Genomic DNA, 13,716 nt, shown 5'->3' with positions numbered 1-13,716 from the left:
TCGTTATATTAGTCGACCGCTCAAACCAACCGCCGGCGCGCCGTATGTCGTCGACTGAACGCGATGACCCCTCCAGTGGCCAGACCAAACCATTACGCCACTATGTCGGCGCAAGCTTGGATCAATATTTCGAATCCCTGAATGGCTGTGAGCCGCCCGACAATCTCTACGAGATGGTGTTGGCGGAAGTGGAGAAACCACTACTCGAACGTGTACTCGACCAGACCGGTGGTAATCAATCCCGGGCGGCTGAGATGCTTGGCATCAATCGCGCCACGCTGCGCAAGAAATTGCGTCGGCACGCGTTAAACGGCTAGGGCCGCGGGGCGACTCGACCAGACTTTTCGGAGTGTTTCATCGTGACTGAAATAGCACCCGTGCGGCGTGCGCTTATAAGTGTGTCCGACAAGACCGGCGTGGTTGCGTTTGCGCGCGAGCTCGTCGAGACCCACGGCGTCGAGGTTCTGTCGACAGGTGGCACGGCGGCCAAACTACGCGAAGCTGGTGTGCCGGTTGTCGATGTCGTCGACTACACGGGGGCGCCGGAAATCATGGGTGGGCGCGTCAAAACCCTGCACCCGCGCATACATGGCGGCATTCTGGGCCGGCGTGCGGCCGATGCGGACGTCATGCGCGACAACGATATACCGCCGATCGATATGGTGGTGGTTAATCTCTATCCATTCGAGCAGACCGTGGCCGCGCCCGATACGACGCGTGAGACTGCCATCGAGACCATCGACATCGGCGGTCCGGCGATGCTGCGTGCCGCAGCTAAGAATCACGCCGATGTGACGCTTGTCGTCGACCCGGCTGATGGCCCTGCGGTGTTAGCGGAAATCGGCGAACACGGTGGCACCACCACCGCTACACGCCGCCGCTTGGCCGCCGCTGGCTTTGCACACACGGCGGGCTACGACCGCGCGATCGCCGCCTATCTCGGCGCAGACCAGGTGGACGGCGGCGAAGATCAATCGAGTGGCGATGCTGACGCGACAATGCAGGCGAGCATGTGGTCGCCGCAAGCCGTGAAGGTCGATGAACTTCGCTATGGCGAGAATCCGCACCAGCAGGCGGCGGTTTATCGGGTCGGTGATCGCGATACCACCGGTGTCGTCAATGCACGGCTGTGTCAGGGCAAAGCACTGTCGTATAACAACTACGCCGATGCCGATGCGGCTCTGGCCGCGGTGCGCGATTTCGACGACACGCCGGCCTGCGTCATCATCAAACACGCCAACCCCTGTGGCATCGGTGTCGGCCCCGACTTGGCGACGGCCTACGCGCGCGCGTTCGCTACTGACCCGGCTTCGGCCTTCGGGGGCATCATCGCGTTCAACGATACTGTTGACGGTGCGCTGGCTGGACAGATTGTGTCCAACCAGTTTGCCGAAGTCGTGCTTGCGCCGGCTTTTGCCGACGATGCGCTCGGGGCTTTCGGTCGCCGGAAGAACTTGCGTGTGTTGGCGACCGGTGCGTTCCATGAGACCGCGACGGACCATTTCGTCACGCGTTCGATCCAGGGTGGTTTTCTGCGCCAACAGGCCGATGCGCAAGGTGTCGACAGCGACAGACTCGAAAACGTAGGGCAGGCCACACCGGATGGCGCCCAGATTCAGGATATGTTTTTTGCGTTCCGGGCCGCTAAACATGTCAAATCCAACGCGATCGTCTTCGCGGCGCGCGGGCAGACGTTGGGTGTCGGCGCTGGTCAGATGAGCCGTATCGATGCCGTTCGCATTGCTCGTCAGAAAGCCGCCGATGCTGGACTGGATCTGACCGGAAGCGTGATGGCCTCGGATGCGTTTTTCCCGTTTCGTGATGGCGTCGATGCCGCGGTTGAAGCGGGGGTGGCCGGGATAATTCAGCCGGGCGGCTCGAAGCGCGACGACGAAGTCATTGCCGCCGCCGACGAGGCCGGCGTGGCGATGATGTTCACCGGCCTACGCCATTTTCGGCACTAGGCAGCTCGTGCTGGTCACTCGAGATAGCCTCGGCGGCATGCGGTTTGTGGCGGCTGTGCAAGCCCTGCTTGTGCTTGTCGCATGCCTGGGCGCGTCTTTGGGGGCGTCGAACGCTGTGGCTGCTGGCAACGCGGACAATCCGCTTTTCGGTAGCTGGCGCTTCGACCATGTCCAGCCGCTGGCCGAGCAGGTCGATGAGTCGAATCTTCGGCGCGTACGCGCCATGGTGGCGCCGCTGCAGACCATCGAAGTCCATTTCGGCGCTGACCAACTGACCCTGACCAAGCCCGGTGGTAAAACGACGTCGTATCCGGTCGACTATCGTATCGATCGGAGCGCACACACGGTCACCATGATCGAGCATCGTGAGCAACAGACCGTGAAGCAGACCTATCATTTAATGCCGGATAAACCCGAGTTTATCTATACCAAGCGCGAGTTTGGTCCGGTCGGGCGCGTGCGCATGATCTACAAGCGGGCGGGCCAAGACTGACTTAGGCGCGCTTTGCGGCGTGTCCACGCCTGCGCAACCGGACCATAGCGCGCCGCTTATTCGACCAGGTATCGTTCGTGGTCAGCGTGGCGATAGCCGTGGATTAGCGCGATCGCCACTGCGCAGAAGCCGCCGTCGAGTGCCAGTTGCAACGCACGCGATGCGTTATGTGTTTGAGATGCGCCGTTTCCGGCCTTTAGGTGGCCGTGGGCAAGAGTGTGACGACGACGCTGCGGTCGCGGCCGCCGGTGCGGTGCTCATACATATAAATGCCCTGGTAGATGCCCAGGTTCAGGTCACCGTTGGTGACCGGCACGCTCAATTCCATGCCGGTGAGGATGCTGCGTATGTGACCGCTCATGTCGTCGGGGCCTTCCATGTCGTGTTCGTACATCGGATCGCCGTCGACGACGTTTTTGGCGAACCAGCGCTCGACATCGCCGCGCACTTCGGGGTCGATGTTTTCACAGATCATGATCGAAGCCGACGTGTGGCGCACGAACACGTGTGCCAGCCCGGTCGCGATACCGGCGCGTTTGACGCTGGTGCGTACATCCGAGGTGATATCGCGCGTGGTCCGCCCGGCGGTGGAATAGGTCAGTGTTTCTTGCATATTTCAACTATCGTGGCGCGACATATCGTGTCTCGAACGCCAGCCTTCAACTAAGTTTGTCGGCGATGAGCTGGTTGACTTCCTTGGGATTGGCTTTGCCACCGGATGCTTTCATAACCTGGCCGACCAAAAAGCCCATAACCTTGGTTTTGCCGGCCTGATATTGCGCGACCTGGTCGGGGTTATCGGCGATCACCTGGTCGACGTAACCAGCGATCTCGCCCGTGTCGGTAATCTGTTTCAGGCCACGGGCCTCGATGACCGCGTCGGCGGTCTCGGCTTCACCGGCGACCAGTGCATCGAAGACTTGTTTGGCGATCTTGCCGGAAATAGTGTCGTCGGCGATGCGTTGAACCAGGCCGCCGATCTGTGTCGCGGTCACCGGCGCTTCGGTGATGGATGTGCCGGTTCGGTTCAAAACGCTGGCGAGTTCGCCGTTGATCCAGTTGGCGGCGGGCCGGCCAAGCGTGGTTGGGGCGTCGCCGGCCGCGGTAACCGCTGCCTCGAAATAATCGGCGGTCTCGGGGTTGGTCGTCAGCGCCGCGGCGTCGGCATGGGACAGTGCATACTGGTTTTCGAAGCGTTTGTTCTTGGCCGCCGGCAGTTCCGGCATGGCTTGGCGCTCGCGTTCGATGTCGTCGGCAGTAACCACGACCGGCAGCAGATCTGGGTCGGGGAAGTAGCGGTAGTCGTGGGCTTCTTCCTTGCTGCGCATGGCCCGCGTTTCACCGCGCTCAGGGTCGAACAGACGCGTTTGTTGGGGCACCGCAGCGCCGGATTCCCGTATGTCGATCTGGCGTTCGATTTCAAAATCGATCGCCTGCTCCAGGAACCGGAACGAGTTGACGTTCTTGATTTCGGTGCGGGTGCCGAACTCGGCGCTGTCGCTACGACGCACCGACACGTTGGCATCGACCCGGAATGAGCCTTCGGCCATGTTGCCGTCACAAATACCGAGATAGCGCACCAGTGTATGCAGGCGCCGGGCGTAGGCCGCGGCTTCGGCGGCGCTGCGGATATCCGGCTCGGAGACACACTCGATCAGTGGCGTGCCGGCGCGGTTCAGATCGATGCCGGTGGCGCCGTCGAACGCGTCGTGGAGCGATTTGCCGGCATCTTCTTCGAGGTGGGCGCGGGTAATGCCGATCGTTTTGCTGTCGCCGTTGGTCGTTTCGATTGGCAAGCTGCCGCCGGCCACGATCGGTAGCGCCAATTGGCTGATTTGGTAACCCTTCGGTAGGTCGGGGTAGAAATAGTGCTTGCGCTCGAATACTGAGCGCGGTGCGATATCGGCGTCGATGGCTACCCCGAAACGCATCGCCATGCGGATGACGTCGGCGTTGATGACTGGCAGAACGCCGGGCAGAGCGATGTCGACTGCCGAGGCTTGACTGTTGGGCGGTGCGCCATACGCCGTAGGTGCGGCGGAAAATATTTTGCTGGCCGTAGCCAGCTGCATGTGGATCTCTAGGCCGATGACAGGTTGCCAGCTCATGGTGTCCTCCGCTGACTCACTGCGACCATTCGAAACCGGGCGGCTGGCGCGTGTGCCAGTCCGTCGCTTGCTGGTATGCGTGGCCAGCGTTCAGCAGTCGCGCTTCGGCAAACCATGGCGCAATCATCTGCAGGCCGACCGGCAGATGGCCGGAAAAACCGGCTGGGACTGACATCGCGGGTACGCCGGCCAGACTGGCCGGCAGGGTGAAGACGTCGTTGGCATACATCGTGGTCGGGTCGTCGATCTGGCTGCCGAGTTCGAATGCTGGGCCGGGCGTGGCCGGTGTGGCCAACAGGTCGACCGACTCGAAAGCGCGGCTGAAATCGTCTGCAATCAGGCGTCGTGTGCGTTGGGCTTTGCGGTAGTAGGCGTCGTAGTATCCGGCTGAGAGCACGTACGTGCCGGTCAAGATACGGCGTTGAACTTCAGGTCCGAAACCCTCGGCGCGCGAGCGTTCGTAGAGGTCGGTCAGATCGGCCGGGTCGGCGCAGCGATGACCGTAGCGCACGCCGTCGTAACGTGCGAGATTGGATGAGGCTTCGGCAGGCGCGATGATGTAGTAGGTCGAAAGTGCCAAATCAGTGTATGGCATGTCGACATCGACCACATGTGCGCCCAAGGCTTCGAGTTCACGAATTGCGGCGTTGAGGGCCGTCGCGGTTTCGGTTTCGACGCCTGCGGCGAAATATTGACGCGGCAGGCCGATCGTCAGCCCCGCGATATCGCCGTTCAGCGAGCCTGCATAGTCCGCCACCGGCTCGTCGGCGACAGTCGAATCGTTGGCGTCGGTCCCGGCCATGGTTTGGAGCAATGGGGCGCAGTCGGCCGCTGATCGAGCGAAACAACCGGCCTGGTCGAGACTGGAGGCGAACGCAATCATGCCGAAACGCGAGACCCGGCCGTAGGTCGGTTTGATCCCGGTTACGCCGCAAAGTGCGGCTGGTTGGCGGATCGAGCCCCCGGTGTCGGTACCGGTGGCAGCGGGCGCCAGCCCAGCAGCGACCGCGGCGGCTGAGCCGCCTGAGGAGCCGCCCGGTACCCGGGATTGGTCCCACGGATTGGCCACCGCGCCAAAATAGCTGGTCTCGTTGGATGAGCCCATGGCGAACTCGTCCATATTGGCCTTGCCGAGCGTGACCGCTCCCGCCGCTTCGAGGCGTGAGACGACCGTCGCATCATACGGCGCGGTGAAGTTCGCGAGCATTTTGGAGCCGGCGGTGGTCGTCTGGCCGCGCGTGCAGAATAAATCCTTGTGCACGATCGGCACGCCGGCCAATGCGCCGTTAGCGGCGCGTTCGGACGTTGGCGCGTCGATGCTTATCAGCGCATTTAATGCCGGCTGACTTTGCTTGATCCGCGTACGGCAAATCTCAATTCGTGTCCCGGCTGCTTCGGGGTTGTTGGCATTGGTGGCCGCGATATTGGTGATGGCGTCTGTCGAGCTCATATTAAACGCGGCTTATCCGAGGACTTTCGGCACACGATAAAGCCCGTTTTCAGCGTCGGGCGCGAGTGCCTGATAGGTTGTAGTGTCGGTGTTTGGCTCGGCGCGATCCGGCCGGAGTCTCGCCACCAAATCGAGCGGATGCGCCATTGGCTCAACGCTGCTGGTATCGACTTCGGCGAGCGCGTCGAATAGTTCGAAAATGCCGGACAGCGTGGTTGCTGTCGGTTCGATGTCTTCGTCGGCCAGCCGGATCCGGTTCAGTGCGGCGACGGCGCGGACGTCTTCGGCTTTTGCTTTCAACTTGCGTTCCCGGCGCTCAGTGCGGCGTAAGTGTCTTAAATATTGCGCGACTCGCTGATTCGCGCATCCAATGGATCAAACAAGCGCACACAGGGCTCGCAGACCCTGAGTGTGTCGCGTATCCTAATTGCGTCGCAGTGCGCGACCCAATCTATTCTAAACAGTTTAACCGAGCCTTTTTAATGGTTGACAACGTCCGCGGTCTTTTCGTCAACGATCTTTCCATCGATCTCGGTACCGCCAACACCTTGATCTATGCCCGTGACCACGGGATTGTCCTCGACGAACCTTCGGTTGTCGCGGTCCGTACCGATTCGCGTGGCGCTAAACGGATCGAGGCTGTCGGGCAGGACGCCAAACGCATGCTTGGGCGCACGCCGAGCCAGATTTCGACGGTCCGGCCGTTGAAAGACGGTGTGATCGCCGACTTCACGATCACGGAAAAGATGCTCCAGCACTTTATCCGCAAGGTGCAGCGAAAGCGTCTGCTGAGGCCGATGACACGCGTGCTGGTTTGTGTCCCCTATGGTTCGACGCAGGTCGAGCGTAAGGCGATTCGTGAATCCGCAGCCAATGCCGGCGCGCGGCGCGTTTACCTGGTTGAAGAGCCGGTTGCGGCCGCTATTGGGGCCGGTGTGCCAATCGGCGAAGCGCGCGGCTCGATGGTGCTCGATGTTGGCGGTGGCACATCCGAGGTCGCTGTCATCTCGCTGAACGGTATCGTCTACGCTGCATCGGTACGCACAGGTGGTGACAAGTTCGACGAAGCGATTACCAATTATCTTCGCCGGCAGTACAACATGTTGATCGGCGAGGCGACGGCCGAGTCCATCAAACACCAGGTCGGCAGCGCGTTTCCGAGCCACGAAGTCAAGGAAATCGAGGTTGTCGGACGCCACATCTCGGCGGGTGTGCCGCGCAGTTTTACACTCAACTCTAACGAAATACTCGACGCGCTCCAGGAGCCGCTGTCGAACATCACCAGCGCGGTCAAGCTGGCGTTGGAATCCACGCCGCCGGAGTTGGGATCGGATGTCGCCGAGCGTGGGATTGTGCTGAGTGGCGGTGGCGCCAACCTCGCCAATCTCGACAAGCTGATCACGGAGGAAACCGGGCTGCCGGTCATCACGGCCGACAATCCGCTGACCTGCGTGGCGCGTGGCGGCGGCATCATGCTGGAGATGATCGATCGCAAAACCGGGCAGTTGTTCGCACTCGAATAGCGCGCGGCGCACACGGCGCGTCATGTCGGTCGGTAGTACCTGCCCGGGTCGGTTGTCGCCGGGGCGCTGAAACGTAGTGGCAGACAGCGACTATCAAGATACCTTGGCGCGTCTGCGCCGGATTCCGCCGAGCCTGACGCTTGGTGTCGTAGTGCTGGCCTCGGTGGCCATGATGAGTCTGGATGTTGGTAGCGACTATGTGAGGCCGGTGCGTAGCGTCTTAGCTATGATTGGCACACCGTTTCAAGCCGCTGCCAGTTTGCCGAGTGAGGCGATCGATTATCTAGAGCGCTATCTCGACCGTGGCGCCCTGATCGATGCCAACGAACGACTCAGGCAAAAAAATCTCCAACTGCGAGCGCGGCTACAGAAACTGGCTTCGTTGAAGACCCGCAATGAGCGACTGCGGTCATTACTGGGGTCAGCCGGTTCGATCGATCGCCATGTGCAGATCGCACAGGTGCTATCCACCAACCCCGATCCGTACCGGCATCGCATCAAGCTCGACAAAGGCCAGAACGATGGCGTCTTCGTTGGCCAGGCGCTTATCGACGCACACGGTATTGTCGGGCAAGTCGTCCGTGTCGAGTCCGCGAGCTCACACGCCGTTCTGATCACCGATCCGAATCACGGCATTCCGGTCGAGATTAATCGTAATGGCCTGGAGACCATCGCGCGTGGTACGGGGCGGGCGGCGACGCTGGAGTCGCCTTTTCTGCCTGCAAACACCGATGTCCGTGAAGGCGATCTGCTGGTGTCATCGGGCTTGGCCGGACGTTATCCGGCCGGCTATCCGGTCGCGCGCGTTGACTCGGTTTCGCACGATACGGGGCAGGAATTCCTGCAAGTAACGGCTAAGCCGACGGCGTCGTTAGCACGCGGTCGTGAGGTGTTGCTCGTCTGGAATCGCAACACCGCGCCATCGCGTGTCGACAATGCCAACGAGGAGTCTGCGTCGTGATTCAGAATGATCGCGTCGGGATCTTTTGGATTGCGTTCTCGGTTAGCGTGAGCCTGGTGGTCGCACTCGCGCCTTTGCCGACGGTAGTCGCGGCGGGGCGGCCGCTGTTTTATCCCGCGACATTGCTTTTCTGGGTGCTCATGCAGCCGACCCGTTTCGGGGTGGGTACGGCATGGCTCGGTGGATTGTTGCTTGATGTCATTTTCGGCACGCCACTCGGCCAACATGCGTTGGCATTGGCGCTGGCGGCGTATGCGACAGTTCGACTGCGCTCCATTCTCTGGACGCTGGCGCCGCTGCAGCAGCTTGTCTTGTTACTCCCGATTTTTGCTGGCTACGAGTTCGTGTTGTTTTGGATCGATGGCGTCATGGGCGTGTCGACGTCGATGTTGTGGCGGTGGTTGCCGGTGTTGACGACTGGTTTGATCTGGCCGTTCTGGAGTGCGCTTCTGGAACGGGTTGCCCTTTTGGAAGTCCGATAACAATCAAGCACATCCGCTGTTCACATAGGCTGGAACGATGAGTCGCGAAGACCCGCTCAAGGATCACGCCGGCGAGCGTCAGGGGTTTGTCGCGCGTATCGCGGTCGTGGGCGGCATATTGGCGTTGCTGATCGTGGTGTTGTTGGTGCGCATGGCCTATCTGCAGGTTGAGCGCCACGATTTTTACTCGGCTCGCTCCAAGGATAATCGGCTGCAGGTGCAGCCGGTCGCGCCGGTGCGCGGGCTAATCTATGGCCGTGACGGCACGGTTTTGGCTGATAACAAACCGGCCTATCGTCTCAGTGTCGTGCCCGAGGAAGTCGATAATCTGAAAAAGACTGTGGCCCAGCTGTCGAGCTTGCTGTCGATCTCTAAAAGTGCCAAAAAGCGTTTTTTCAACACCGTAGGGCGCAAGGCCCCATTTCAGGCGACCAACCTGCGGTTGGATCTGACACAGAAAGAAGCAGCTCGGTTCGAAGTTAATCAGACGCGATTCCCCGGCGTGCACATCCGCGCCGGTCTGACCCGGAATTATCCGCTCGGCCAGATCGGCGCCCATGTGATCGGTTATGTGGGTGGCATAACGTCGCGTGACCTTATCGAGGTCGACGAAAAGCGCTACCGCGGGGCCAGTCAGATCGGCAAGGCCGGCATCGAAAAAAATCACGAGTCGCGATTGCACGGTTATCCGGGACGACGGATGGTGGAGACCAACGCCGCTGGCCGAACGCTGCACGATGTGCAGCGCCAGACACCGAAACCCGGTGATGATCTGCGCTTAACGTTGGATGCCGCGCTGGAGCGTGCCGCATATCGCGCACTCGGTGACAAGCAAGGCGCAGTAGTTGCACTCAATCCGGATACCGGTGGGGTGTTGGCCATGGTGAGCAAGCCCAGCTTCAAGCCGTCGCTATTTGCCGACGGCATAAGTCAGCCGGAATACCAAAAGCTGTTGAATGCGCCTTATGATCCACTCTTGCATCGTGCCATTCAGGGGCAGTACCCACCCGGTTCGACAATCAAACCAGTCATGGCGATTGCTGGACTGGCAACCGGTAATATCAAGTCGAGCAAAAAAGTCTACTGTCCGCCGTATATAACGCTACCCCACAGCGACCACCGATTCCGTGGTTGGAAACGCTCAGGACAGGGTTGGGTGGATTTGCCACAGGCGCTTCAGCGCTCGGCCGATGTGTATTTCTACAAACTGGGGCAGAAAGTCGGTATCGACGCGATGCATCGTTATGCCACCAAATTTGGCGTGGGCAACAAGACCGGTATTGATCTACCGCATGAACGTGCGGGCGTGATGCCGTCGCGAGGCTGGAAAAATGCCACTACAGGTAAACCGTGGTATCCGGGCGAAACACTGAACACAGTAATTGGCCAGGGGTCGACGACAGTGACGCCGCTCCAGCTCGCGACAGTGACTGCGCGCATCGCAAAGCGCGGCGGTGGCTACAAACCCCACCTTCTGAAAGCTTGGCGAAGTTCTGACGGCAAGACGCACCAATACAAACCGCAAGCACTTAAACCAATCACCAAGCCGTCGAGTAGTGACTGGCAGAATGTCATCAAGGGTATGCGGATGGTGGTCTCGACACCACGCGGAACGGCCTATCGCTACGCCGGTCAAAATCTTGATTATCCGATGGCCGGTAAGTCTGGAACAGCCCAGGTCGCGGATCTGCCGAGGGGGCCGGCGCCGGACGAGAGCAAAGTGGCGCGCGCACGTCGGCCGCATGCGCTGTTTATCGCATTTGCGCCGATCGATAATCCGAAGATCGCGGTGGCTGCCGTGGTCGACCACGGCGGCGGTGGCAGCAGCGTGGCCGCGCCGGTCGCACGCGAGGTAATCGACGCTTACATGAATCAAGCCAACAAGCAATCCGGCGATACATCCGGGCAATGGGCGGATAACGCGCCGTGAATACCGCGCAGCGTCCGTCTTTGACTTTCACTCAGCGTATCGCTGCGCTGCATTTGGATCTGCCTCTGTTACTGGTGATCTGCATCGCCTGTTTGTTCGGGCTGGGCGTGTTGTACAGCGCCTCCGGGCAGTCCGTGAGCGTGGTCGGCCATCAGAGTGCTCGCTTGGGACTCGGTCTGGTTGCGATGGTCTTTGTCGCCCAGATTCCGCCGCGTTGGCTACGGATCATTGCCCCCTGGGGATTGTTGGGCGGTGTCGCTTTGATCCTGGCGGTTGTGTGGTTGGGTGAGGCCAGCATGGGCGCGCGGCGCTGGCTCGATTTGGGGGTGTTCCGGTTTCAGCCCTCCGAGATCGTCAAGCTCATGGTGCCGCTAGCCCTTGCTAGCTTTCTACATACCCGCGTATTGCCGCCGCGCTGGTTGGACATCGTGCTCTGCGTGTTCGTGATCGGCGTGCCCGCCGCAGTGGTAGCGATCGAACCCGATTTGGGGTCAGCTGTGCTGATTGTTGCCTCGGGGGCTTGTGTCTTGTTTTTCGCCGGCATTCGTTGGCGTTTGATCATGACAGTCGTCGGCCTGGTAGCCGCTGCGGCCCCAATCATTTGGTTCTTTTTCCTGCATGGCTATCAGCAGGAGCGAATCCTGACCTTTTTGAACCCGTCCAGTGAGCCCCTCGACGCCGGCTATCATATCCTGCAATCGAAAATAGCGATTGGCTCTGGCGGCCTATTCGGTCAGGGATGGCTGGATGGTAGTCAGGCGCGGCTGAGTTTCTTGCCCGAGGCACAAACTGACTTCATTTTCGCGGTTTATGCCGAGGAAACCGGCTTTTTCGGGGTCGCGGGATTGCTTTTAATCTACGCCTGTATCGTCGGGCGTGGTCTGGTGATCGCGCTGGGCAATCCCGAGACCTTTGAACGCCTCGCGGCGGCTAGTATCAGCGTGGTGTTTTTCCTCTACGCGTTCATCAATATCGCCATGGTCTCGGGCATTCTGCCCGTGGTGGGGGTGCCGTTGCCGCTGATTAGCTATGGCGGCACGTCGTTGGTCGCACTGCTAACCTCGTTCGGCGTGCTCATGTCGATCCAGACACATCGCGAGTTATTAAGCCAATGAATCGGATAATCTATTGTTTGCTCTGGGCCGCGCTCGGTGTATACCTGATCAGCGGCGTAGCGAACGCCGCTGATGACGATTTTGTGCACCGCGCAGGTGCCGAAAAGCTTGTCAAACAACTAGCCGATCGCGGCATTCCCGCAGCGAAAACGCGACAGTTGCTAGCGGCGACGAAAAAAAATTCGAGCGTTCTCGACAGGATGCGAAATCCAGCCGAAACGCGGTTGGATTGGGGCGAGTATCGTGCGATTTTCGTTACCCCCAAACGCGCGCGCCAGGGGCTGCGTTTCGTGCGCCAGCATCGGGAGGCTTTCCAGCGGGCCGAACGCCGCTACGGTGTCCCGGTCTCGGTGGTGGCTGCGATCCTCGGTGTCGAAACGCGCTATGGGCAGCATATGGGCCAGGAGCGAGTGCTCGATTCGCTAGCAACACTCGCGTTTGACTATCCACCGCGTGCCGATTTCTTCCGCAAGGAGTTGCGGGCGTTTATCAAACTCTGTGTGCAGGACGATCTCGACTGTCAAAACCTGAAAGGCTCATACGCAGGCGCGATCGGATTGCCACAGTTTATTCCCACGAGTTATCTGGCGTACGCGGTCGACGGCGACGACGACGGTGAGCGCGATCTCTGGCAGCCAGCGGATGCGATCGCTTCGGTCGCCAGCTATCTGTCACGCCATGATTGGAAAAATGGCGCAGGTGTCGCGAGTCGCGCGCGCGTAACTGCCGGTTCGCCGGCGGCCGAGGTCGCACAGTCGCGCCCGGATTCGACCAATACGAGCTGGGCGCGCATCGCGCGCGACGGTGCGGCCGCATTCGATACGTCACCCTCTGCCGATGCACGTGTCGCACTCATGCGTTTGAACGGCAAGAACGGGCGTGAATACTGGCTGGCACAACACAATTTCTTCGTGATCACGACCTACAACCACAGCGATCTGTACGCGATGGCCGTGCATCAGTTGTCGCAGGCGATCGCCAAGCGCCTTGACTGAGCGTCGTCGGGCGGTGTTTGCGGGGCGCCGCGTTATTACCAACGCGACGCTGTTGGCGTGTGTGCTATTGATTGTGGCCGGCTGCGCGAGTCAGTCGCCGGAGTCCGGGCGTATCCAACAAGGGCCTTCGAGTTACACCGTCAAAGGCCAGACCTATCGCGTGCGTAGCGATGCAACGGGATTTCGGCAGACCGGCGAGGCGAGCTGGTATGGACCCGGATTCGATGGCCGCCGGACCGCGAGCGGCCAGATTTACGATATGCACAAGCTCACGGCGGCACACAAGACACTGCCGCTTGGCTCGCGGGTGCGCGTCACCAATCTATCCAACGACCGTCACGTCGACGTGTTGATCAACGATCGTGGGCCGTTCCACGGTAACCGTGTCATCGACCTGTCTTATGCTGCGGCACAGCGGCTCGGTATGCGGCGTCGAGGACGGGCGCGTGTACGGATCAGTGTACTGGGCGCCAACCGCGCCGATACGGATCATACAAAGCCGCGCGCCACGTCTAATGCAGACAATTATCTGCAGGCGGGGGCATTCGACCGTCGCTCGCACGCGGTTCGTCAGCGGCGTCGCATCCGTTCGCTTGGCATCGACGCGGTCCGTATCCGGCGTGGCACTGGCCCTCGGGCGCTGTATCTTGTTCAAGTGGGGCCGTTTGCAGATACCAGTTCGCGCCGCCGTGTCC

13 protein-coding genes and 1 pseudogene are annotated in these 13,716 nt (G+C 60.5%); 10 read left to right on the top strand and 4 right to left on the bottom strand.

Features of this window, described 5'->3' with window-relative positions; genetic code table 11:
* The first annotated feature begins 44 nt into the window (after nt 1–44).
* From fis to HKX41_07005, 3 genes are read left to right on the top strand one after another with little or no spacing between them, the layout of a single operon-like run.
* Entirely contained in the window at nt 45–317 is a 273-nt protein-coding gene (gene fis, locus HKX41_07015; protein NNC23905.1) for a DNA-binding transcriptional regulator Fis, read from the top strand.
* A 51-nt stretch (nt 318–368) separates the two neighbouring features.
* Nucleotides 369–1,964: a bifunctional phosphoribosylaminoimidazolecarboxamide formyltransferase/IMP cyclohydrolase gene (gene purH / locus HKX41_07010; GenBank protein NNC23904.1), complete on the top strand. Its 1,596-nt coding sequence runs from the start codon at nt 369–371 to the stop codon at nt 1,962–1,964.
* A 7-nt stretch (nt 1,965–1,971) separates the two neighbouring features.
* Nucleotides 1,972–2,457, top strand: a complete 486-nt coding sequence (locus HKX41_07005) for a hypothetical protein (GenBank protein ID NNC23903.1) — start codon at nt 1,972–1,974, stop codon at nt 2,455–2,457.
* Between the two features lie 196 nt (nt 2,458–2,653).
* Here the strand turns inward: HKX41_07005 and HKX41_07000 are convergent, their stop codons facing one another.
* Genes HKX41_07000 through gatC form a run of 4 tightly spaced genes read right to left on the bottom strand, consistent with a single transcriptional unit; the run spans nt 2,654 to nt 6,315 of the window.
* Nucleotides 2,654–3,070, bottom strand: a complete 417-nt coding sequence (locus HKX41_07000; GenBank protein ID NNC23902.1) for a YjbQ family protein — start codon at nt 3,068–3,070, stop codon at nt 2,654–2,656.
* Between the two features lie 46 nt (nt 3,071–3,116).
* Nucleotides 3,117–4,565, bottom strand: a complete 1,449-nt coding sequence (gatB, locus tag HKX41_06995; protein NNC23901.1) for an Asp-tRNA(Asn)/Glu-tRNA(Gln) amidotransferase subunit GatB — start codon at nt 4,563–4,565, stop codon at nt 3,117–3,119.
* Between the two features lie 16 nt (nt 4,566–4,581).
* Nucleotides 4,582–6,015, bottom strand: a complete 1,434-nt coding sequence (gene gatA, locus HKX41_06990) for an Asp-tRNA(Asn)/Glu-tRNA(Gln) amidotransferase subunit GatA (protein ID NNC23900.1) — start codon at nt 6,013–6,015, stop codon at nt 4,582–4,584.
* Nucleotides 6,016–6,027: 12 nt separating this feature from the next.
* Nucleotides 6,028–6,315, bottom strand: a complete 288-nt coding sequence (gatC, locus tag HKX41_06985; protein NNC23899.1) for an Asp-tRNA(Asn)/Glu-tRNA(Gln) amidotransferase subunit GatC — start codon at nt 6,313–6,315, stop codon at nt 6,028–6,030.
* Between the two features lie 182 nt (nt 6,316–6,497).
* On the opposite strand from gatC, the gene HKX41_06980 reads away from it, so the two are divergent.
* The 7 genes and pseudogenes from HKX41_06980 to HKX41_06950 all read left to right on the top strand — a co-directional run bounded on the left by HKX41_06980 (nt 6,498) and on the right by HKX41_06950 (nt 13,421).
* Nucleotides 6,498–7,538 (top strand): rod shape-determining protein, encoded by a 1,041-nt coding sequence (locus HKX41_06980; protein NNC23898.1) that lies wholly within the window; start codon nt 6,498–6,500, stop codon nt 7,536–7,538.
* A 76-nt stretch (nt 7,539–7,614) separates the two neighbouring features.
* On the top strand, nt 7,615–8,499 hold the full coding sequence (mreC, locus tag HKX41_06975) for a rod shape-determining protein MreC (GenBank protein NNC23897.1): 885 nt from the start codon (nt 7,615–7,617) through the stop codon (nt 8,497–8,499).
* Nucleotides 8,496–8,981: a rod shape-determining protein MreD gene (gene mreD / locus HKX41_06970; GenBank protein ID NNC23896.1), complete on the top strand. Its 486-nt coding sequence runs from the start codon at nt 8,496–8,498 to the stop codon at nt 8,979–8,981. Before mreC ends, mreD begins: the two co-directional genes overlap by 4 nt.
* 37 nt (nt 8,982–9,018) lie before the next feature.
* Complete coding sequence (gene mrdA / locus HKX41_06965) at nt 9,019–10,911, top strand: penicillin-binding protein 2 (GenBank protein ID NNC23895.1); 1,893 nt, start codon at nt 9,019–9,021, stop codon at nt 10,909–10,911.
* A gap of 20 nt (nt 10,912–10,931) precedes the next feature.
* On the top strand, nt 10,932–12,026 hold the full coding sequence (gene rodA, locus HKX41_06960) for a rod shape-determining protein RodA (protein NNC23894.1): 1,095 nt from the start codon (nt 10,932–10,934) through the stop codon (nt 12,024–12,026).
* On the top strand, nt 12,023–13,021 hold the full coding sequence (mltB, locus tag HKX41_06955; GenBank protein NNC23893.1) for a lytic murein transglycosylase B: 999 nt from the start codon (nt 12,023–12,025) through the stop codon (nt 13,019–13,021). The genes rodA and mltB overlap by 4 nt, the downstream gene beginning before the upstream one ends.
* A pseudogene (locus HKX41_06950) lies at nt 12,963–13,421 on the top strand (septal ring lytic transglycosylase RlpA family protein). The gene mltB and the pseudogene HKX41_06950 overlap by 59 nt, the downstream one beginning before the upstream one ends.
* The last annotated feature ends 295 nt before the right edge of the window (nt 13,422–13,716 follow it).

Origin of the sequence: Salifodinibacter halophilus, assembly GCA_012999515.1 — a bacterium.
Classification (GTDB): domain Bacteria; phylum Pseudomonadota; class Gammaproteobacteria; order Nevskiales; family Salinisphaeraceae; genus Salifodinibacter; species Salifodinibacter halophilus.
The sequence above is the reverse complement of the archived record's forward strand: the minus strand, read 5'-3'. Positions and strand labels throughout refer to the sequence as shown.